Source organism: Moraxella nasibovis, from assembly GCF_029581575.1.
Taxonomy (GTDB): Bacteria; Pseudomonadota; Gammaproteobacteria; order Pseudomonadales; family Moraxellaceae; genus Moraxella; species Moraxella nasibovis.
Genome location: NZ_CP089975.1, coordinates 1,500,984 through 1,517,552, shown reverse-complemented (window position 1 = coordinate 1,517,552; position 16,569 = coordinate 1,500,984). Strand labels below are relative to the sequence as shown.

Annotated in this window: 15 protein-coding genes and 1 pseudogene; 12 read left to right on the top strand and 4 right to left on the bottom strand. The window is 45.3% G+C overall.

Annotated elements, in window-relative coordinates; translation table 11 throughout:
• The first annotated feature begins 311 nt into the window (after positions 1-311).
• The 3 genes from LU290_RS07300 to LU290_RS07290 all read left to right on the top strand — a co-directional run bounded on the left by LU290_RS07300 (position 312) and on the right by LU290_RS07290 (position 2,792).
• Positions 312-1,313: an IS110 family RNA-guided transposase gene (locus tag LU290_RS07300; RefSeq protein ID WP_277807698.1), complete on the top strand. Its 1,002-nt coding sequence runs from the start codon at positions 312-314 to the stop codon at positions 1,311-1,313.
• 56 nt (positions 1,314-1,369) lie between these two features.
• Positions 1,370-1,849 carry a hypothetical protein gene (locus tag LU290_RS07295; RefSeq protein WP_277807949.1) on the top strand — a complete coding sequence of 160 codons (480 nt, stop codon included), beginning with the start codon at positions 1,370-1,372 and terminating at the stop codon, positions 1,847-1,849.
• Between the two features lie 256 nt (positions 1,850-2,105).
• Positions 2,106-2,792, top strand: a complete 687-nt coding sequence (locus LU290_RS07290; protein WP_277807948.1) for an FKBP-type peptidyl-prolyl cis-trans isomerase — start codon at positions 2,106-2,108, stop codon at positions 2,790-2,792.
• Positions 2,793-2,882: 90 nt separating this feature from the next.
• On the opposite strand, the gene LU290_RS07285 is transcribed toward LU290_RS07290, so the two are convergent.
• On the bottom strand, positions 2,883-3,920 hold the full coding sequence (locus LU290_RS07285; RefSeq protein ID WP_277807947.1) for a type IV pilus twitching motility protein PilT: 1,038 nt from the start codon (positions 3,918-3,920) through the stop codon (positions 2,883-2,885).
• Between the two features lie 194 nt (positions 3,921-4,114).
• Between LU290_RS07285 and LU290_RS07280 the strand changes: the two genes are divergently transcribed.
• The 6 genes and pseudogenes from LU290_RS07280 to LU290_RS07255 all read left to right on the top strand — a co-directional run bounded on the left by LU290_RS07280 (position 4,115) and on the right by LU290_RS07255 (position 10,036).
• Positions 4,115-4,792, top strand: coding sequence for a YggS family pyridoxal phosphate-dependent enzyme (locus LU290_RS07280; protein ID WP_277807946.1), 678 nt, complete (start codon positions 4,115-4,117; stop codon positions 4,790-4,792).
• A gap of 72 nt (positions 4,793-4,864) precedes the next feature.
• A complete protein-coding gene (locus LU290_RS07275) occupies positions 4,865-5,194 on the top strand; it encodes an ArsR/SmtB family transcription factor (protein ID WP_277807945.1) in 330 nt (109 codons plus the stop codon).
• Position 5,195: 1 nt separating this feature from the next.
• Complete coding sequence (locus LU290_RS07270) at positions 5,196-5,834, top strand: NAD(P)H-binding protein (protein WP_277807944.1); 639 nt, start codon at positions 5,196-5,198, stop codon at positions 5,832-5,834.
• Positions 5,835-6,022: 188 nt separating this feature from the next.
• Positions 6,023-7,238 (top strand): annotated as a pseudogene (locus LU290_RS07265) (NADH:flavin oxidoreductase/NADH oxidase family protein).
• Positions 7,239-7,426: 188 nt separating this feature from the next.
• Complete coding sequence (locus LU290_RS07260; RefSeq protein ID WP_277807942.1) at positions 7,427-8,209, top strand: TatD family hydrolase; 783 nt, start codon at positions 7,427-7,429, stop codon at positions 8,207-8,209.
• Between the two features lie 168 nt (positions 8,210-8,377).
• The gene (locus tag LU290_RS07255; protein WP_277807941.1) at positions 8,378-10,036 is read left to right on the top strand and encodes an ABC transporter substrate-binding protein; all 1,659 of its coding nucleotides are present in this window, start codon (positions 8,378-8,380) and stop codon (positions 10,034-10,036) included.
• Between the two features lie 366 nt (positions 10,037-10,402).
• Here the strand turns inward: LU290_RS07255 and LU290_RS07250 are convergent, their stop codons facing one another.
• Genes LU290_RS07250 through LU290_RS07240 form a run of 3 tightly spaced genes read right to left on the bottom strand, consistent with a single transcriptional unit; the run spans position 10,403 to position 13,820 of the window.
• Positions 10,403-11,383: a phage portal protein gene (locus tag LU290_RS07250; RefSeq protein ID WP_277807940.1), complete on the bottom strand. Its 981-nt coding sequence runs from the start codon at positions 11,381-11,383 to the stop codon at positions 10,403-10,405.
• Complete coding sequence (locus LU290_RS07245) at positions 11,380-12,054, bottom strand: DNA-methyltransferase (protein WP_277807939.1); 675 nt, start codon at positions 12,052-12,054, stop codon at positions 11,380-11,382. Before LU290_RS07245 ends, LU290_RS07250 begins: the two co-directional genes overlap by 4 nt.
• The gene (locus LU290_RS07240) at positions 12,054-13,820 is read right to left on the bottom strand and encodes a terminase large subunit domain-containing protein (RefSeq protein ID WP_277807938.1); all 1,767 of its coding nucleotides are present in this window, start codon (positions 13,818-13,820) and stop codon (positions 12,054-12,056) included. Before LU290_RS07240 ends, LU290_RS07245 begins: the two co-directional genes overlap by 1 nt.
• 155 nt (positions 13,821-13,975) lie before the next feature.
• On the opposite strand from LU290_RS07240, the gene LU290_RS07235 reads away from it, so the two are divergent.
• From LU290_RS07235 to gpM, 3 genes are read left to right on the top strand one after another with little or no spacing between them, the layout of a single operon-like run.
• Positions 13,976-14,800: a GPO family capsid scaffolding protein gene (locus LU290_RS07235; RefSeq protein WP_277807937.1), complete on the top strand. Its 825-nt coding sequence runs from the start codon at positions 13,976-13,978 to the stop codon at positions 14,798-14,800.
• 11 nt (positions 14,801-14,811) lie between these two features.
• On the top strand, positions 14,812-15,825 hold the full coding sequence (locus LU290_RS07230) for a phage major capsid protein, P2 family (protein ID WP_277807936.1): 1,014 nt from the start codon (positions 14,812-14,814) through the stop codon (positions 15,823-15,825).
• Between the two features lie 9 nt (positions 15,826-15,834).
• Positions 15,835-16,521, top strand: a complete 687-nt coding sequence (gene gpM, locus LU290_RS07225) for a phage terminase small subunit (protein WP_277807935.1) — start codon at positions 15,835-15,837, stop codon at positions 16,519-16,521.
• Positions 16,522-16,569: the final 48 nt, after the last annotated feature.

Sequence of the window (16,569 nt, the reverse complement as noted above, 5' to 3'; positions counted from 1 at the left end):
GGCAGCTCGTAGGCTGGGTTAGCGATAGCGTAACCCAGCATTTATGGCATAACTCATTAAATTTGTTGGGTTTCGCAAGCTCAGCCCAACCCAACCTTGTATCTCACCACCAAGACTAGCTATCTTGGTGATGGCATGGTAGATTATACCATCACCCTAAGTTACTTGGTAGTTTCTACCCAACCTGAGTACTTTGATGCTGTCTCGTAGATTAAACCCAAGTAGCTTTCTTATCATCGTACAATCTGAATGGTATCCAAGCGCTTGATTGATTTTCAATCATGACGCTGAATGAACAAGGCTAGATGACAATGACTTATTATGTTGGTATTGATGTTAGCAAGCACAAGCTGGATGTGGCTTGGCTTAAAGAGTTAAGTACAATGAAAGTCAAAACCAAAGTCTTTAATAATCACTTTGATGACTTTGAACACATCATTCATTGGCTTAAAACCAATCTTGGTGCAAGTGTCAGCTTTAACGACATTCATCTTATTATGGAAGCCACAGGGGTATATCACGAACCTTTGGCGTATTATTTACACGATTTAGGCTTTAAAGTCTCTATCATCAATCCTGCCTTTGTCAAACACTATGCGGACAGTTTAGGCGTAAGACAAAAGACAGATAAAAAAGACAGTATTGTCCTTGCCAGATATGGCAGAGCCACCCACCCTGATGCTTGGATTGCCCCAAGTATTGAAGCTCGTCATTTAAAGTCTTTGCTTTCTCGTCTTGATGCTCTAAATGAAGACTTACAGCGAGAAGAAAACCGCAAAGAAAAAGCAGAAGTGGCAGACACAACCCCCATTGTTAAACAATCCATTGACGAGATGATTGTGGCATTAAAATTGGCAATCAGCAAATTAAACGATGACATTGACACTCATATCAACAACCACCCCAAACTTAAAGAAGAGCAAACACTCTTACAAAGCATCAAAGGAGTGGGACAGGTGGTGTCAAGACAAATGCTTAGTTTGTTTAATACCAAACAATTTAACAATGCCAAACAAGTCTCTGCTTTTTTAGGGTTGATTCCCAAACAACAAGAATCAGGATTGTTTAAAGGCAGATCAAGACTTGCCAAAACAGGCAATGCTCAATTAAGAGCTAAGCTGTATATGGCAGCAGTCGTTGCCACCAAGTACAATCCAGACATTAAAGACCAATACGAACGCTTACAACAAAATGGCAAATGCAAAATGCAAGCTTTATGTGCTTGTATGCGTAAATTGGTGCAAATCTGCTTTGGTGTGATCAAACACCAAACTCCCTACACCCCACAAGTTAGGATAGATAATATGGCTTGACAAGGGGTGGGGAGAGATGGTATCTACGGACTTCTTGCCAATGACAGAGAGATAAAATGAATATTATTAAAAATTTGGATTATGATAGGTATAATAAATACATCAATCCAAAATATTTAGATGCAAAGAATTTTGAAATGATACCAACCATTTTTGTTACTCTCTGTTCATTTTATATTTTCTTTGGACTACTTCCATCATCTCATACATATTTTTCACTATTTCTTTGCATTGCTGGTTTTGGGTTTAGTTTGCAAAATCTTGCATATAGATATTTATTAAAAAAAACCGCTCTAGGAATATTTTTTCTTGATGAAAAAATAGCATTAAAATTTTCACCGTTTCAATATGAATATTTAAATAACATTGAATTAATTGAGATTAAAAAAATGACGCCATGGAGTAGAATAACTTCACATTACGTTTATGATAAAATACTTATATCAATAAATGATAAAAAATATTTTATTCCATATAACGATGAGTATAAAGATGAATTGATTAAACTTTTGCGTATGTATCAAAAAGAACAGTAGGCTAATTTAGCGACAGCGTAACCCAGCATTTATGGCGTAACTCATTGAATTTGTTGGGTTTCGTACCTCAACCCAACCTACGGGCTTTTGGGGTGTGGTTCAAAATTGGGCGGTGTTTTTTATGGATTTTGGGTGCATTAAGATGAATGTAAGAATATTTCTAATTGGGCTAATGTGTGGTTTGGTGGGTTGTCAAACAAACATTCAGCAAAATTTTGTCGTACCAAATCATCAAAAGATTGCACTTGATGAACAAATGATAAAAAACATCAAAATTGTCAGCTATTATTTTGGCTATATGCACGCAGAAAGTGTCGCAAATATCAAGGATGAACAAGAGCGGCAGGCGTACATTGATATGATGTTGGAGCGGGGCGTTGCGAGTAATAGGGATAGACGAGCCTACGCACAAGGCATACAAGATAGGATAACGGGCAAGTCAATGGCTTATAGCGAACAAATGTTTTTAAGAGCCAATGACGAATTGCAAATCCAACAAACCAATCAAAAAAGGCGAGAAGGTGAGTTTAATCGTAAAATTGGCGAAAACTTTTTGGCAAACAATGCCAAAGACCCAAATATCAAAACAATGCCGTCAGGTTTACAGTACAAAATTATCAAGCAAGGCACAGGCAAAATTTTGGGCGATGAAGTGGTGGTGCATTATCAAGTCAGTACCATTGATGGCTTGGTGCTGTGGGGTAAGCCTTATGGTAGGCAGGTCATAGAAAACACCCAAGAAATTGGCGAACAGACTTTGCAACTATCTGAATGCTGTTATCAGAGTTTTTGGCGTGAGGGTTTGGCACAAATTGGGCAAGGGGGCGTTATTGAGCTGTATGTACCAAATCATCTGAATGGCTATGGCGACACGCCTTATCACCCCAATTTGCCAGCAGGAATAACTTTGATTTATCGGATTGAAGTGATGGACAGCCCGTAGGCTCAGGTTAGCGACAGCGTAATCCAACATTTACGGTGTAACTCATTGAATTTGTTGTATTTTTCAAGATTAACCCAACCCAACAGACTGTCAGAAGTTTTCTGGGTGCTTGGCAAGGCTTTTGGCGGTCTGAGCGCTGATGATGCCTGCTTGGGCGAGCTGTCTTAGGCTGGTGTCAAGGCTGACCATGCCGTCAGCGCTGCCCGTCTGAATGGCGGAGTACATCTGGGCGACTTTGTTTTCACGGATCAGATTACGCACGGCGCTTGTGGCGGTCATGATCTCAAAAGCGGCGACTCGTCCGCCACCAATCTTAGGCACGAGCGTCTGAGCGATAACGGCTTGGAGCGACTCTGAGAGCATGGTGCGAATCATGTTTTTTTCGTGTGCGTCAAAGACATCGATGATGCGGTCGATGGCTTTGGCAGCGCTGTTGGTGTGTAGCGTCGCCAGCACCAGATGTCCTGTTTCGGCGGCACGCAGCGCTAGACGGATGCTGGGAAGATCTCGCAGCTCACCGATCAAAATCACATCAGGGTCTTCACGCATGGCGGCACGCAGCGCACTTTCAAAGTCGTGCGTGTCACGGTGGATCTCACGCTGATTGATGAGTGCGTGCTTGGAAGTGTGAATGACTTCGATGGGGTCTTCAAGGGTGAGAATGTGCACCGCTCTTGTGCGGTTGATGTGGTCTATCATGGCGGCAAGCGTGGTGGATTTGCCAGAGCCTGTGGCGCCAGTGACTAAGATAAGCCCTTGATTTAACTGACAAAAATCTTTCAAAGTATCGCCAGTATTCAACATATCAAGGCTCATGATGTCGTCACGAATGAGGCGAAAGGCGGCCGAGATGCCACGGTTTTGGTGAAAAATATTGGCACGCAATCGGCACAAGCCATCAATTTCAAAAGAAAAATCCAGCTCTTTTTGTGAGGTAAGCTTGGCGTATTGAGCATCGCTCATCACACCCTTGATGAGATGGCGCACCGCATCGTCACTCAAAGGCGGCGTACTGATGGCGTGCGTCTGCCCATCAATACGCAGACGCACCGACTCGCCTGCCGACAGGTGTACATCTGAGGCGTTGTTTTGTTTGGCGTAGGCAAGCAATGCGTGCAAATTATCCATAAATACCGTCCTAAAACTGTCCCAAAACCATCTTAAAGCCGCTTTATTAAAGCATGTTTTGTCGCACTTGCCAAATCATTTTTCTAAAAAGTGATGGGGAGGGTGGTGCGACTTTGGCTGATTTGTGATGGCAAACTGTGATACAATCTGTGATACAATGACTTACTTTATAACATCAAACATCAGGTCTTATCATGAATCAGCAGCTTTTGCATAATTATCAAAGCGTCACTCATCAGCTGTCGCTTGCCAACACCAAAACAGGCTTTTTAAAGCCAGCACAGCTGCTGGCGGTGTCCAAGACTAAGCCTGCGACAGACATTCGTGCTCTGTTTGAGCTTGGGCAGCGAGATTTTGGTGAAAATTACCTACAAGAGGCGCTGCCCAAACAAAGTGAGCTGGCTGATTTGCCGATTGTTTGGCACTACATCGGCAGCATTCAGCGCAACAAGACTCGTGACATCGCACAGCATTTTGACTGGGTGCACACCATCGAGCGAGACATCATCGCCAAGCGTCTGAACGAGCAGCGGGGCGATTTGCCGCCCTTGAATGTGCTGATTCAGGTCAATATCGATGACGAGGCAAGCAAATCTGGTGTGCAGCCAGATGAGCTCATGGATTTGGTGAATCAAATCAAAGACTTGCCCAAGCTTTGCCTGCGTGGCATGATGATCATTCCTGCCAAAGAGGGTGGCGATGCTTTTGCTCGTGCTAAGGCATTGTTTGACGAAGTGGCGGCGTCGTCAAGTCTGCCGCATTGGGATGTGCTGTCGATGGGCATGAGTGGCGACATGGCGGAGGCGGTGGCGCATGGCTCGACCATCGTGCGTGTGGGGACGGCGCTGTTTGGGGCGAGGGATTATTCATAGTCATCATAAATCTAAGCCAGATGCCAAAAACTTTGCTATAATAAGTCCAAATTTTTAAACTTTTTGACAAATATGCCAAATACTGATATTGATAATTCTATGACGCTGTTAAAGTCGTGCATTCCGATTTTTACTGTGCTTGCGGACGAAAACCGCCATTTGATTTTGAAATTATTGCTGGAAAATGGGGCGATGCGGGTCAATGACATTACCGAAAATCTGCATTTGTCTCGCCCTGCGGTGTCTCACCATTTGAAAATTATGCTTTCTGCCAATGCCGTCAGCGTAGAACAAATCGGCAAAGAACGCTTTTACAGTTTGGCAATGAAAGATGAAATTGAAAAAATGGGCGAATTGGTTGAATTGATGAAAAGATATTGTCCGAGTAATCAGGGTAAATAAAATGAAAGCAATTGTTATTGGTGCAACAGGGGCGACAGGCAATGCCCTGACCCAATTATTATTAAATAATGAGCATTACCAAAGTGTGATGATTTTTGTGCGAAAACCTGTGGCAATCACGCACCCAAAATTAACCGTGCATTTGATTGATTTTGATACGCCCGATGATTGGGCGGATAAAATAAAAGGCGATGTGCTGTTTTGCTGTCTTGGCACAACTTTAAAACAAGCGGGCAATCAACAAAATCAACGCAAAATAGATTTTGATTATCCGCTTGTGTTTGCCAATATCGCCAAACAAAATGGCATTGCACGATTTTTGGTATTGTCATCGGACGGAGCGAATGCAAATAGCCGATTGTTTTATTATCGTTTAAAAGGCGAATTGGAAACGGCTTTGCAAAATATTGGTTTAACCCATTTAACCATTTTGCGACCGCCTTTATTAAAACGAGAAAACAGCGACCGTTTGGGCGAAATGGTCAGCGAAAAAGCCTTATCATTTTTAAATCACTTTGGTTTATTGTTATCCGCCAAACCTATGCCGACCGATGCTTTGGCAAAGGCAATGATACAAGCAGTTGCCAAAAATAAAACGGGGATTTTGGAGAAAGGGGAAATTTGGGAGTTGGGTGCTTGAAAAATAAAATATTTAGATGATTTTTAGGCGTAAGGTGCGTAATACGCACCATTTTAGGCGTGAATTTTTAAGGGTGCGTGGTACGCACCTTACAGATTAACAAACAGAATTTTCCCTTGACTTCCCCCACATTCCCCCTTATAATAAGTTTAAATTTTTAAACCTATAAACCAAAAAGAGAACCCCCTATGCTATTTCAACCTTTTACTTTCCCCAACGGCACGACCGCCAAAAACCGCTTTTTCAAATCGGCAATGGAAGAACAGCTCGCCACAGACAACCAGCCGACCCAAGCCCTTGTCAATCTGTACCGCACTTGGGCATTGGGCGGGGCGGGCGTGCGTGCTGGTTACGGGCAATGTGATGGTGTCGCCAAACGGCAAAGGCTCGGTGGGCGATGTCGTGGTGTCGGACGACCGCTCTCTCCCTATGCTCAAAGCGTGGGCTCAGGCAGGCAAAACCGCAGGCACGCTGATGATTATGCAAATCAACCACGCAGGCAAACAATCGCCCAAAGCGGTCAATCGTGAACCTGTCGCCCCAAGTGCCGTGCCGTTAAAGGGAATGGACGGTTTTATCAATCCGCCACGAGCCTTGCAAGCGGTTGAAATTGAACAAATTATTGGCGAATTCATCACGACCGCCAAAATCGCCGAACAAGCAGGATTTAGCGGTGTGCAAATTCACGCCGCACACGGCTATTTGATTAGCCAATTTTTGTCGCCACACCACAACACTCGCACCGATGACTGGGGCGGAAGTTTGACTAACCGTATGAATTTTTTATTAAAAATTTATCAAGGCATTCGTGAAGCTGTCCGTTCTGATTTTTTGGTGGGCGTGAAATTAAATTCAGCCGATTTTCAAAAAGGCGGTTTTGATGAAAACGACAGCCTTGCGGTGGTCGCCAAATTATCGGAATTGGGCATTGATTTTATTGAAATTTCTGGCGGAAACTACGAAAGCCCTGCAATGTTGGCTGAAAAATCCAGCACTCGCCAAAGAGAAGCCTTTTTCCTAGATTATGCCGAAAAGGGACGCAAAATCAGCCAAGTACCCTTGATTATTACGGGCGGATTTAGAAGTGAAACAGCGATGAATGACGCGTTAAAAAGTGGCAATTTGGATTTAATCGGCATTGCCCGTCCGCTTGCCCTAATGCCTGATTTGCCCAAGCAAATTCAAAATGGCTCGTATCAAACTTTGACCACAAACCGCATTAAAACAGGCTTTGCACCGCTTGATAAAAAAGTGGGGGCGGTGCTTGAAATGGATTGGTATATGTCGCAAATGCGGTTGATTGGTGAAGGCAAATCGCCCAATCCGAAATTGTCCGCTTGGAAAGTACTGTTTAATACGATTGTGGCGAATGGGAAGGCGGGGCTTAGTACGGGGAGAGGCTAGCTTGTGGCGTTGCGGTATGTGCTGCTAAGCTGTTATAATACCTGCCTTAACAGAATCTGGTGGCGATACAAGACTTTGCAGCGCCTAAGGCAGCAGAGCGGGTGAAGATTTGCTATGAGTGCTTGTATCGCCACTGGATCTAAATGACTTACCAAAACCCAATAACCAAAACGAAAAGCTTGTACGCCATGTTTACAGACAGCCATTGCCATTTAACCTATCTAAAATTGGACAATCACGACCATCAGCCGCAAAATCTTTTAAATGCCATGAAGTCGGCAAATGTCAGCCGAGCGATGGCGATCATGTGTCATTATGATGAATTTGACGACATCAAGGCGTGGGTGGACAGATCCGACGAGGCGCTTGACATTGGCATGAGTGTGGGGCTGCACCCTTGTCAAGATGAGAGTGTGCTGGCAGGCGTGACGGTGGAAAAATTGCTGTCTTATAATCACGATAAGGTCTGGGCGTTTGGTGAGACGGGTCTGGATTATCATTGGGACGACACCAAAAAAGTTGCCCAAAAACACAGCTTTGCCACGCACATTCACGCCAGCCAAAGCGTCAAAAAACCCATCATCGTACATACTCGCAGTGCTTATCACGACACGCTAGATCTGTTGACTGCCGAAAAATGCGAACACGGCATCATTCATTGTTTTACCGAAGATTATGCCTTTGCCAAGCGAGCGCTTGATTTGGGTATGTATATTTCGTTTTCAGGCATTGTCAGTTTTAATAAATCTGATGCGCTCAGAGAAGTTGCCAAAAAATTGCCGCTTGACCGCATCCTAATCGAGACGGACAGTCCATACCTTGCGCCAGTGCCTAAGCGTGGGCGTGACAATGAGCCGACTTATGTGCCTTATGTGGCGGAGGCACTCGCCAAAGTCTATGACAAGACGAGCGAAGAGATGGCAGAGATCACCAGTCGTAACTTTGAGGCGCTACTTAGTCAATACCAATAGCCAACTCGTGGTGGATTTGATAACTTTTATTCATAAAACCATATTAAAGGCTGAAATATTATTTGCTATTGTATTGTACTTTGGTAAATATTGGTGTAGCATAGCAGAGTCCAGATTGAATTGGACGATTTATTAACACCATTCATTCAAGCTTGCAAGGAATCTGCCATGACCCACATTTTACCAAAACACAAACTTGCACTCGCACTCATCGCCGCACTTGGTCTTAGCGCCTGTGGCAATGACAATAAGCCTGCCACTGATGCCGCCGCACCTGCCGCTGCCGCAGATGGCAGTGCTGCCGAGCAGGTCATTACCATCAATAACGCCAGCGAACCCGAGACGCTCGACCCACAGCTTGCCCAAGGCGTGCAGGAGTCGAACATCATTCGTCAGTTTAGCATGGGCTTGGTGCAGACCGACGCAGACGGCAAGACCGTCCCTGCGATGGCGACCGAGTGGAGTACGCCTGATAATAAAGTGTGGACTTTCAAGCTGCGTAGCGATGCTAAGTGGAGCAATGGCGATCCGGTGACGGCGCATGACTTTGTGTACAGCTTTCGCCGTTTGGTCGATCCCAAGCTTGGCTCACCTTATGCCAGCTACCTAGAAGATGCCAAGCTCTTAAATGCTGAGGATGTCATCAATGCCAAAAAAGACCCAAGCACGCTTGGCATCGAGGCACTGGACGACCACACGCTACAAATCACGCTGTCAGAGGCTGTGCCATATTTGCCTGACATGATGATTCATAGCACCGTCGTGCCTGTACATCAAAAGACGGTTGAGGCTTTCGGTGAAAAATGGACCGACCCAAAGAACATCGTCGTCAATGGCGCTTATAAGCCTGTCGAATGGATTGTCAATGAAAAAATCGTCCTAGAAAGAAACCCAGCTTTTTATGACGATGCTAACACCAAGCTTGACAAGCTTGTCGTGCTGCCAATCACATCAGCAACCACCGATGTACAGCGCTATCAAGCAGGCGAGGTGGACATCACCGCCAGCGAGCTGCCGCCAGAGCAGTTTGAGGCGCTCAAACAATCTTTGGGCGATGAACTTAAAACCGCACCGACCCTATGCACTTATTATTATGACCTAAATCACACCAAAGCACCGTTTGATGATCCAAAAGTCCGCCGTGCGTTGGCATTGGCGCTGGATCGTGAGATCATCACAGAGAAGGTCTTGGGTCAAGGTCAAATTCCTGCTTATCAATTCACACCGATTTCTATCGCAGGTGGCGTGAGCAACACCCCTGAGTGGAAAGCGTGGGATAAGGCAAAGCGCATTGAGGAAGCCAAAAAACTCTTGGCTGAGGCGGGGTATAGTGCGCAAAATCCGCTAAAATTTGAGCTTTTGTATGACACCAATGAGCAGCACAAAAAAATCGCTGTCGCTGCCACAGGTCTTTGGAGCGAAGCGCTGGGCGTGGTGGACATCAGCCTGACCAATCAAGAATGGAAGACTTATCTTGACTCTCGCCGTGCGGGTAATTATCAGATGGTGCGTGCAAGATGGTGTGGTGATTATAATGAGGCATCCACCTTCCTAAATCTGCGCAAATCCAACAACTCAAACAACTGGACACGCTATGTCAATCCTGCCTTTGATCAGCTGATGTTAAAGACGCTGGATCCATCGCTTGATGCCCAAGGTCGTGTCAATTTGTACAATCAGGCTGAAAAAATCATGGAAAATGACAGTACGCAGATTGATGTCTTGTACTATGCCAATGTGCGACTGGTTAAGCCACATGTTCAAGGCTTTTCCAATACAGACCCGCTCGATCTGTGGCAAGCACGCCACTGGTCTGTCAAAAAATAATCACATACTCACCACATCAAAGGCTCGATGGTTGTCGAGCCTTTGTTTTTTTAAGGTGTTTTTAAATCAGTGCCAAAAGCTGGTTTGTCTGACATAAAATTCCCCAAAAAGTCGCAAAATTACGCTAAAATACACAAAAATAATCCATAATCCTAATTCCTTACAAGGCTTATAAATCAATGCTTCCCCTACAAAATGCTTTAAAATCAAATACTAAGAGAATTAGTGTCGCACCGATGATAGATATTTCCACTATTTAATATAAGTTATTGAAATTAAATATTTTTTTATAAAATAAATATCAAATGGTGTAAATTTGGTGTTAAATTATACAATAAAACCCAAGTTTTGACTTGGGTTTTTGGTTTATTCTTCGTTGCCAGACACCTTATAATCCCTAAACCTCACAATCTCATCCCCAGCCCATTCATTGATGATTTCTAGCCGAGCTTGTAGTGGCAAAATTTCATTTCGCCAAAACATCTCAGATGCATCGCGGATTGATCCAAAACCGCCGGCGTTGGTTGGCACGATGCCTAACAGTTGTGGTGGGATACGCAGTGCGGATAGTACATCATCTCGGCTGATGTTTTTGATTGTGCCAAAATCATCTTTGGCGGCGATTTCAGATACAGGGATAATTTGAATGCCGTCTTTTTTGCCATTCGGGCTGTAAAAGAACAAATTGCGAAAATTGCCCGGTCCTTTGCTGTCTTTTAATGCTTGGCGGAGTGCGTCAATGTCATTGGGGTCGTTGGCAGGGTCATTGACATACAAGATAAAGCCTGCGTGCGAGCCGTTATTGTAGTATTTGCGGCGAAATAGCGTCGCTGATTCGTTGAGCCACGCTGACTGCAAGGCGGCATAATATTCAGGCGAGCCATAGATTTCTTGGTTAATGTCGCATTCTTTGATGTGGCAAATTCGGCTACTAAATTTATGCTCTTGATAGCCCAATTCATCATCATAAAGCATGAAAAATTGTCCATTTTTGCCTGCTCTGGTGTATTTGGCGAGGCTTGGCTGGTAGCGTAACACACCGCCACGCACACTGCGGATTTCTTCAAGATAGGCATTGCCACACCAGATGAAGTCTAGGGCAATCTGCTCAAAGGCTTTGCGGCCAAGTTTGGCGTGTGGGATGAATAAATTGGCAAGAAAATTGCGTTTAAAAATAATACCGCTGGATAAATACGGTGTGGATTTGTAGGCTTTGGACAAACCGTGTAAATTCACAGGCGGTTCGTACCAGCGACCGTTGTGCCAGCATTCTACATAGTCAAAAATTTCTCGGTCGTGCATGGCGACAGGCTCGCCAAAGGTAAAAGCGACGGGTTGGTTTGTCATGATGTTTCCTGTTCGTTAAGTTGATTGTTAATGCGATTTTTGGCGACCGAAAAATAATGTTCATCTAATTCAATGCCAATAAAATTTCGCCCAGTATTAACACAAGCGACGCCTGTTGAGCCGCTACCCATAAAGCAGTCTAGAATGGTTGAGTTTGGTCTGGTGCATTTTTCTATTAAGTATTGCAACAATTCAATCGGTTTTTGATTTGGGTGTATTAAACTCCCCCCTATGCGATTAAAACGCACAATATCGGTTGGGCGTTTGCCATTAAACATAAATCCATGATTGCAATAAAAAATAATGCTTTCATATCTTGAGCCAAAGGCTCTTTTTAGGTCTCCCATGCCATGTGCGACCTTATCCCAAATGATGATGTTTTTGGGATTGATGCCGTGGGCTTTTAACTCATCAATAAATATTTGTTGTTTATCCCATCTTGTGAAAATCATGCCACAGCCGTCTTTGCTTAATAATCGTGGTAAATGTGCGATAAATTGAGTAAATGGCGTTTCATCATTTAAGATCTTGTCAAATTTCTTGACCTTGTATCTGCGCGACGACTGATAATTGATGCCATACGGTGGATCGGTCAGCACCATATCCACCGAGCCATCTGGAATTTGTTTTAAAATATCCAAGCAGTCGCCTTGATGTAAGTCGATATTCATTAAGAAAACTCCATAAAACTTGTCGTCTGTTCGGTTTGTCCTGCCAGTGGCTCATGGTGTAGGGCGTGCATTAACGCCCACGCTAGGTCAGCATGACCGATGTCATCATTGCGACTAGCGACAAAGGTCATCTGTTTTTGACTTGCGGTGAGCGTCTTTTTGATGCTCATTAGGCTGTGGGCGATGTCGGTATGTCCTGCGTCAAATTCCAGCCGTCCATTTTTGACCACATCCCACGCTTTTAGAACCAATTGGGTTTTGACTTCTGGCGAATAGTGAAAAGTCGTCAGAGCAGGAAAGAATGATTTGACTAATTGTGCCACGCCCGTTCCCATGCCTGTGGTGTCAATACCGATGTAGGTAACATTGTACCTTTGGGTAATGCCTTTGATGATGTTCGCCTGTGCGGCAAAGTCCATACCCTTAAACTGCTGTCGTTCTAGCACACGGAATTTACCATTTGCCACCGCAGGCGGAGCAACCACGACAAGACCTGCACTGTCACCAGTCTCAGCAGGGTCATAGCCCACCCACACAGGTTTATTGCCAAAAGGGCGGCTGTGTAAGGGGCGATAATCTTCACGCCACACTTCCCAAGAGTCCACCATACACGGCTGGAGCATATTAAGTGGAAATACTGACTCGCCGTCATCGACAAATTCGCACATCAAAAGATTGGCAAAGTCTGCCGCTGAATATTCAAATCTAAGCTCGTCAATATCAAACAAATCACAGCCACCAGCTTGTGCGTCCATAATCGTTACTACTTGCCGCCAGAGTTTGTCATCACAGCGTTTGCCGTCTTTGAGTGCTTTGTGCGATACATCAATATTAAGGTGCTTGTCTTTGGGCTTGCCCTTGTTAAATCGTGATCCAGTCCAAAAAGTATAGGCTTCGTGTGCCATAGTGGACGGCGTGGAAAAGTAGGTTTTACGCCATTTTTTGTGCATGGCCATACCTGAGGCGACTTTGTTTAGCTCGTCAAAACCATAAACCCAAAAAAATTCATCAAAGTAAAAATTGCCGTGATGACCCTGTGCGGTTCGGGCATTCGTGCCTAAAAAAGTCAAATTTGCCCCATTCGACAGCACAATCGGGTCGCCTGATAGCTCCACGCCACAGGCAGAATGGGCGAACTGCTTGATGTATTCTTTGAAAATATGGGCTTGGGCTTTTGATGCTGACAAAAAGATTTGATTGCGTCCTGTGGTAACAGCGTCTACTAATGCCTCACGAGCAAAATACCAAGTCGCCCCAATCTGGCGTGATTTTAAAATCACACGCGTTCGCTCATCACCAGCTTGATACCAAGTGCGCTGGTAATCAAATAACGACTCTTCAAAGGCAAGTACCAGCTTTTCCACCGCTTCATCATCAAAAGTATTGGCTTTGCGTTTTTTGGCTTTGCCTCGTTCTGATACTTTGGGGTTTAGGTCGGCTTCGTTGCCACCGTCTCGGTAGCGTTCTAGTCGCACAAATTCTTTGTAGTTTTTGAACAATTCGCTGATTTCTTTATAGTCGCCAGAGTTTTTCTTTTCTTTCATGACAAGGGTCATGAGGCGTACTTGCAGGGCTTGTTCTACACGATTTTCGCCGTGTATCTGCTCCCATTTGTCACGGGACTTCCAGCTGGCAATGGTGTTTTCATTTTCGCCCAGAGCTTCTGCGATGTCGGCATTACGCCAGCCCAGCCAACATAAAAATTTGGCTTTGAGGCGGTTATCTAGCACCAATTCAAGGCTGGCAATGTCGGTTAAATTACTCATAAGGCGGTTGTCGTCAAATTTGCCTTATCTTAACCATCATCATGCGATGTGTGGCGTGTGGGCTGTTGTAGATGGCAGGTTTACAACATTGGTGGTTTGTTTTATCGGTGGTGGTGGGTTAGTCTTTTGCTGTCTATGAATTTTGGAGATTTCCTATGAGTATGAAATGGTTTCGCATTGCTACGGCAGGGCAAACCACCGACGGCAGAGAGATTCAGCCTGAGTGGATTGAGCAGATGGCGGCAACTTATGACCCAGCCATCTATGGCGCACGCATCAATGTAGAGCATGTGCGTGGTTGGTATCCTGACAGTGAGTTTGGTGCGTACGGTGATGTACTGGCACTCAAATCTGACGCGGTGATGGTTGATGGTGAAGAGCGTTTGGCGTTGTTTGCCCAAATTAAGCCTAATGACAAACTAAAAGCACTCAATGCTAAAAATCAAAAAATCTACACCTCGGTGGAGATTGATACTAACTTTGCTAAGACTGGCAAGGCGTATTTGGTGGGCTTGGCAGTAACAGACAGCCCAGCAAGCCTTGGTACTGAGATGCTGACCTTTTGTGCTAATGCTAAACAAAATCCCCTTGCTGACCGCAAACAGTCAGAGGGTAATCTGTTCACAGCAGCGGTATTGACGGACTTTGATTTTAGTGAGCCTAAGTCGCTGGCGGATAGTATCGTAGAGCGCATCGCTCAGTTTTTCACCGACAAAGACGCCAAAGACAGCTCGGACGAACAAGACGACTTAGAAGGTCAAGAAGAGACGGAAGACGAAGTTGAAATCGTTGATCTGACCAAGTGCTTTGATGAATTGTGTCAGCAATTCAAAGAACAGCTGGACGCCAAGTCTGACGAGATCCGTGAGCTAAAACAACAAGTGCAGACGCTAAGCACCCAGATTGACAGCATCGCCGCCATCCCTGACAGACCGCTGGCGGTGAGCCATACCCATATTCATCATGCGATTGATTGCTAAGGAGCAAAAAAATGCGTAACGAAACACGAGCATTATTTAATCAAGCAATGGCAAGTCTTGCCGCCATTAACCAAGTTACTTCGGTCCACGAAAAATTCACCGTTGAGCCGTCCGTACAGCAGACCTTGGAGACCAAAATTCAAGAATCTAGCGAATTTTTGAGCAAAATTAACACCTATTTGGTGCGTGAAATGAAAGGTCAGGGCATTGGTCTTGGCGTGAGCCGTCCGATTGCCAGCCGTACTGACACGCAGGCAAAAGACCGCCAGCCGATTGATCCGACCATGCTGGATTCTCGCCAGTACGAATGCGCCAAGACCAATTTTGACACGGCGATTGCTTACGCTAAGCTGGATCAATGGGCGAAATTCCCAGATTTTTATGCCAAGTTCCGTGATGTCATTGTCAAGCGCCAGGCCCTAGATCGCATCATGATCGGCTTTAATGGCGTTAAAGTCGCCAAAGAGACTGATTTTAATACCAATCAACTTTTGCAAGATGTCAATATTGGCTGGTTACAGCACCAACGCACCGAGAATGAATCTCGCACGCTCAAAGCAGGTAAAGACGACCAAAAAATCAAAATCGGCAAAACCGATGAATGCGACTACCACAACCTAGACGCACTAGTGATGAACTTAGTCGATGAGATGATTGAGCCGTGGCACCAGAATAATCCTGATTTGGTGGTGATTACCAGTCGTAAAATGGTCGCTGATAAGTATTTCCCACTGGTCAATAAAGACCAGCAAAATACCGAAAGCCTGGCTGCTGACACCATCATCGCACAAAAACGCATGGGCAATCTGCCTGTGTATGCCGTGCCGTTTTTCCCAGAAGGGACGATTTTGGTCACAACTTTTGACAATCTGTCCATCTATGTCCAAGAAGGCGCACGCCGTCGCACCATCGTTGACAACGCCAAGCGAGATCAAATCGAAAACTACGAAAGCTCCAACGAAGGCTACTTTATTGAAGATTTGGGCTTGTGTGCGATGGCGGAAAACATCGAAATCGTGGCATAAGGGGGCGTTATGAACCTTGCTAGACGACATTTTCTACAGCACCAAGCCAAAGCCGATGCTGAGCGTGCGGCAGAATACGGCTCTATGCAAAATGCCAGCTCGTACGAGTTACAGCTGGCACAGCTTGCCAATGACAGGCATAGGCTAAAACAGCTGCAAGGCTTGGAGCTTAAAAACGAGCTAAAAGCCAAACTTATTGAACATCATCTGCCCTATGTGGACGGCGTGCTGTCCGCCAACGCTGGCGTACAAGATGAAGTTGTGATGACGATGCTGGTGTGGTGCTTGGATTTGCGCCAGTACGCCAAAGCCTTGCAGATCGGTCGCTATGCTTTGGTGCATTCTTTGGTGATGCCCGATGCGTTCAAACGCACGGTGGCGTGTATCTTGACCGAAGAGCTTGCCGAAAATGAGCTAAAACGCCAAAAGCAAAACGAGCCGATTGACACGGACGCATTGCACGCCTTGCATGATTTGTTGGGTGATGAAAGCCTAGCTGCCACCGCTCGTGATATGCCGGATGAAGTGCGTGCCAAGCTGTATCTTGCCATCGGTCGGCATTATCTGGCGTGTGCCAAGCAGACAGGTCAAGGGGCGGATTTGGCGGTGGATGCCTTGTCTATGGCATTAGCCCTACATGACAAATGCGGTGGTAAAGCAGATTTGGCGTCCGCCAAAAAACTTGCCGCCGCTTAAAAGCGTGCCTCGCGCCAACACGGGTCTGCTGATGTCTTGATTGCTGAT

Bases quoted from the DNA above. Each gene is read 5' to 3' on its own strand.
- LU290_RS07290 (WP_277807948.1), top strand. From the start codon at position 2,106: ATGATAAAAAACATCAAAATTGTCAGCTATTATTTTGGCTATATGCAC.
- LU290_RS07250 (WP_277807940.1), bottom strand. From the start codon at position 11,383: ATGACAAACCAACCCGTCGCTTTTACCTTTGGCGAGCCTGTCGCCATG.
- LU290_RS07235 (WP_277807937.1), top strand. From the start codon at position 13,976: ATGAGTATGAAATGGTTTCGCATTGCTACGGCAGGGCAAACCACCGAC.
- LU290_RS07275 (WP_277807945.1), top strand. From the start codon at position 4,865: ATGCCAAATACTGATATTGATAATTCTATGACGCTGTTAAAGTCGTGC.
- LU290_RS07230 (WP_277807936.1), top strand. From the start codon at position 14,812: ATGCGTAACGAAACACGAGCATTATTTAATCAAGCAATGGCAAGTCTT.
- LU290_RS07240 (WP_277807938.1), bottom strand. From the start codon at position 13,820: ATGAGTAATTTAACCGACATTGCCAGCCTTGAATTGGTGCTAGATAAC.
- LU290_RS07295 (WP_277807949.1), top strand. From the start codon at position 1,370: ATGAATATTATTAAAAATTTGGATTATGATAGGTATAATAAATACATC.
- LU290_RS07260 (WP_277807942.1), top strand. From the start codon at position 7,427: ATGTTTACAGACAGCCATTGCCATTTAACCTATCTAAAATTGGACAAT.
- LU290_RS07270 (WP_277807944.1), top strand. From the start codon at position 5,196: ATGAAAGCAATTGTTATTGGTGCAACAGGGGCGACAGGCAATGCCCTG.
- LU290_RS07255 (WP_277807941.1), top strand. From the start codon at position 8,378: ATGACCCACATTTTACCAAAACACAAACTTGCACTCGCACTCATCGCC.
- LU290_RS07245 (WP_277807939.1), bottom strand. From the start codon at position 12,054: ATGAATATCGACTTACATCAAGGCGACTGCTTGGATATTTTAAAACAA.
- LU290_RS07280 (WP_277807946.1), top strand. From the start codon at position 4,115: ATGAATCAGCAGCTTTTGCATAATTATCAAAGCGTCACTCATCAGCTG.
- gpM (WP_277807935.1), top strand. From the start codon at position 15,835: ATGAACCTTGCTAGACGACATTTTCTACAGCACCAAGCCAAAGCCGAT.
- LU290_RS07285 (WP_277807947.1), bottom strand. From the start codon at position 3,920: ATGGATAATTTGCACGCATTGCTTGCCTACGCCAAACAAAACAACGCC.
- LU290_RS07300 (WP_277807698.1), top strand. From the start codon at position 312: ATGACTTATTATGTTGGTATTGATGTTAGCAAGCACAAGCTGGATGTG.